Source organism: Arboricoccus pini, assembly GCF_900187945.1.
Lineage (GTDB): Bacteria > Pseudomonadota > Alphaproteobacteria > Geminicoccales > Geminicoccaceae > Arboricoccus > Arboricoccus pini.
Window position 1 is genome coordinate 2501 of sequence record NZ_FYEH01000026.1, and the last position, 3296, is coordinate 5796.

1 tRNA gene and 2 rRNA genes are annotated in these 3296 nt (G+C 56.7%); all 3 read left to right on the forward strand.

The features are described from left to right. The first annotated feature begins 92 nt into the window (after window positions 1-92). A 23S ribosomal RNA gene (locus CFB17_RS18710) occupies window positions 93-2854 on the forward strand. Window positions 2855-3004: 150 nt separating this feature from the next. Then, window positions 3005-3119: ribosomal RNA gene (gene rrf / locus CFB17_RS18715) — 5S ribosomal RNA — on the forward strand. Between the two features lie 84 nt (window positions 3120-3203). Further along, a tRNA-Met gene (locus CFB17_RS18720) sits at window positions 3204-3280 on the forward strand. The last annotated feature ends 16 nt before the right edge of the window (window positions 3281-3296 follow it).

Here is a 3296-nt window from a genome sequence, read left to right on the forward strand (position 1 = left end):
CATGGGTATGTTTTAGACGTTCCGGACGCATGTCGGGGACTGGGTAGCTGCCGAGCTGCCTGGTTGACGAGGTGCCTTTTTGTCTGGGGCGTGGCGAGTGAATGAAGGGCATTTGGTGGATGCCTTGGCGCTGAGAGGCGATGAAGGACGTGGCACGCTGCGAAAAGCTTGGGGGAGGTGCGAGCAACCTTTGATCCCGAGATCTCCGAATGGGGAAACCCACTCCGCAAGGAGTATCCTTACCTGAATCCATAGGGTGAGGAGGCGAACCCGGGGAACTGAAACATCTAAGTACCCGGAGGAAAGGACATCAACCGAGACTCCGTTAGTAGTGGCGAGCGAACGCGGACCAGGCCAGTGATCAGAGCTCTGTCGACCGGAACCGTATTGGAAAATCGGGCCATAGCGGGTGAGAGCCCCGTACGGGTAAGAAGAGCTTTGATCCTTGAGTAAGGCGGGACACGAGAAATCCTGTCTGAAGATGGGGGGACCACCCTCCAAGCCTAAGTACTCCTCAGCGACCGATAGTGCACGAGTACCGTGAGGGAAAGGTGAAAAGCACCGCGACGAGCGGGGTGAAAGAGACCCTGAAACCGAATGCCTACAAGCAGTGGGAGCTGGACGTAAGTCTTCGGACTTACGGGCTGGTGACCGCGTACCTTTTGCATAATGGGTCAGCGAGTTAATGTTTGCAGCAAGCTTAAGCCGTAAGGTGTAGGCGCAGCGAAAGCGAGTCTGAATAGGGCGTTTAGTTGCGGGCATTAGACCCGAAACCGGGTGATCTAGCCATGGGCAGGTTGAAGGTAAGGTGACACTTACTGGAGGACCGAACGCACGCCTGTTGAAAAAGTCGGCGATGACCTGTGGCTAGGGGTGAAAGGCCAATCAAACCCGGAGATAGCTGGTTCTCCGCGAAAACTATTGAGGTAGTGCGTCACGTGATGCCCGTGTGGGGTAGAGCACTGGATGGGCTAGGGGGGAGCGATCCCTACCAAACCTAACCAAACTCCGAATACGCACGCGTTAACGTGGCAGACAGACGGCGGGTGCTAAGGTCCGTCGTCGAGAGGGAAAGAACCCAGACCACCAGCTAAGGTCCCCAAGTCATGGCTAAGTGGGAAAGGATGTGAGAAGGCCATAACAACCAGGAGGTTGGCTTAGAAGCAGCCATCCTTTAAAGAAAGCGTAACAGCTCACTGGTCTAATAGCCGTCTTGCGCCGAAGATGTAACGGGGCTCAAGCCATGCACCGAAGCTGTGGATTCATCTCATTGAGGTGAGTAGTAGCGGAGCGTTCCGTAGGCCGGCGAAGCCAGATTGTGAGATCTGGTGGAGGTATCGGAAGTGCGAATGCTGACATGAGTAACGATTAGGCGTGTGAGAAACACGCCCGCCGAAAGTCCAAGGGTTCCTGCGCAAGGTTAATCCACGCAGGGTGAGCCGGATCCTAAGGCGAGGGCGAAAGCCGTAGCCGATGGCAACACGGTTAATATTCCGTGGCCTGCTGGTAGTGACGGCGGTCGTAAGTTGTAGGTCCTTATCGGATTGGTCCTGCAGCGAAGATCGTCCAGGAAATAGCTCCAGCTTATAGTCCGTACCCGAAACCGACACAGGTGGACTGGTAGAGCATACCCAGGTGTTTGAGAGAACGACGTTGAAGGAACTCGGCAAATTACTCGCGTAACTTCGGGAGAAGCGAGACCCATGCTTGGGCAACCAGGTGTGGGTGGCACAAACCAGGGGGTGGCGACTGTTTACTAAAAACACAGGGCTCTGCGAACTCGAAAGAGGACGTATAGGGTCTGACGCCTGCCCGGTGCCGGAAGGTTAAGAGGAGAGGTGAGAGCTTTGAATCGAAGCCCCGGTAAACGGCGGCCGTAACTATAACGGTCCTAAGGTAGCGAAATTCCTTGTCGGGTAAGTTCCGACCTGCACGAATGGCGTAACGACTTCCCCACTGTCTCCAACGTCGACTCAGTGAAATTGAATTCTCCGTGAAGATGCGGAGTTCCCGCGGTCAGACGGAAAGACCCCGTGCACCTTTACTACAGCTTTGCACTGGTACTCGACGAAGCATGTGTAGGATAGGTGGGAGCCTTTGAAGCCCAGGCGCCAGCTTGAGTGGAGGCAACCTTGAAATACCACCCTTGGTTCGTTGCGTATCTAACCGCGATCCGTCATCCGGATCCGGGACCCTGCATGGCGGGTAGTTTGACTGGGGCGGTCGCCTCCTAAAGAGTAACGGAGGCGCGCGATGGTGGGCTCAGGCTGGTCGGAAACCAGCCGTCGCGTGTAAGCGCATAAGCCCGCCTGACTGCAAGACGTACATGTCGCGCAGAGACGAAAGTCGGCGCTAGTGATCCGGTGGTCCCGCGTGGAAGGGCCATCGCTCAACGGATAAAAGGTACGCCGGGGATAACAGGCTGATGACCCCCAAGAGTCCCCATCGACGGGGTCGTTTGGCACCTCGATGTCGGCTCATCACATCCTGGGGCTGAAGCAGGTCCCAAGGGTTCGGCTGTTCGCCGATTAAAGTGGTACGTGAGCTGGGTTTAGAACGTCGTGAGACAGTTCGGTCCCTATCTGCCGTGGGTGTTCGAGACTTGAGAGGATCTGCCCTTAGTACGAGAGGACCGGGGTGGACGTACCTCTGGTGGACCGGTTGTTGCGCCAGCAGCATAGCCGGGTAGCTAAGTACGGACGGGATAACCGCTGAAAGCATCTAAGCGGGAAACCCACCTCAAAACCAGGTCTCGCTTGAGAGCCGTGGTAGACCACCACGTCGATAGGCCGGAGGTGCAAGCGTGGCAACACGCTCAGCCAACCGGTCCTAATAGCTCGATCGAGCTCGCAACGCTCCAGACAAAAAGGCACCCTCTTGAAACGAGGAAGGCCCGATTGTCCTTAGCCCATGCGCTTCAACGTAACGTCATGATCAGTAAAACCAGCTGCCGCATCGCCTGCCCGCAAAGGGTCGGCAATGGCGAGCAGGGATCGTTCGATGGCTTGGTGGCCAAGGCGTGGGTGTCCCACCCGATCCCATTCCGAACTCGGACGTGAAACCCCACAGCACCCATGGTACTGCGCGACAACGCGCGGGAGAGTAGGTCGCTGCCAGGCCATCGAACGATCCCCCCAAAAACCAGCATCCCTCACGAAACAGCCCTCCTGCCAGCGGTAACACCCGCGTCCACCGGCAGATGACGCGGGGTGGAGCAGCCCGGTAGCTCGTCAGGCTCATAACCTGAAGGTCACAGGTTCAAATCCTGTCCCCGCAACCAAATCCACATAAAACAA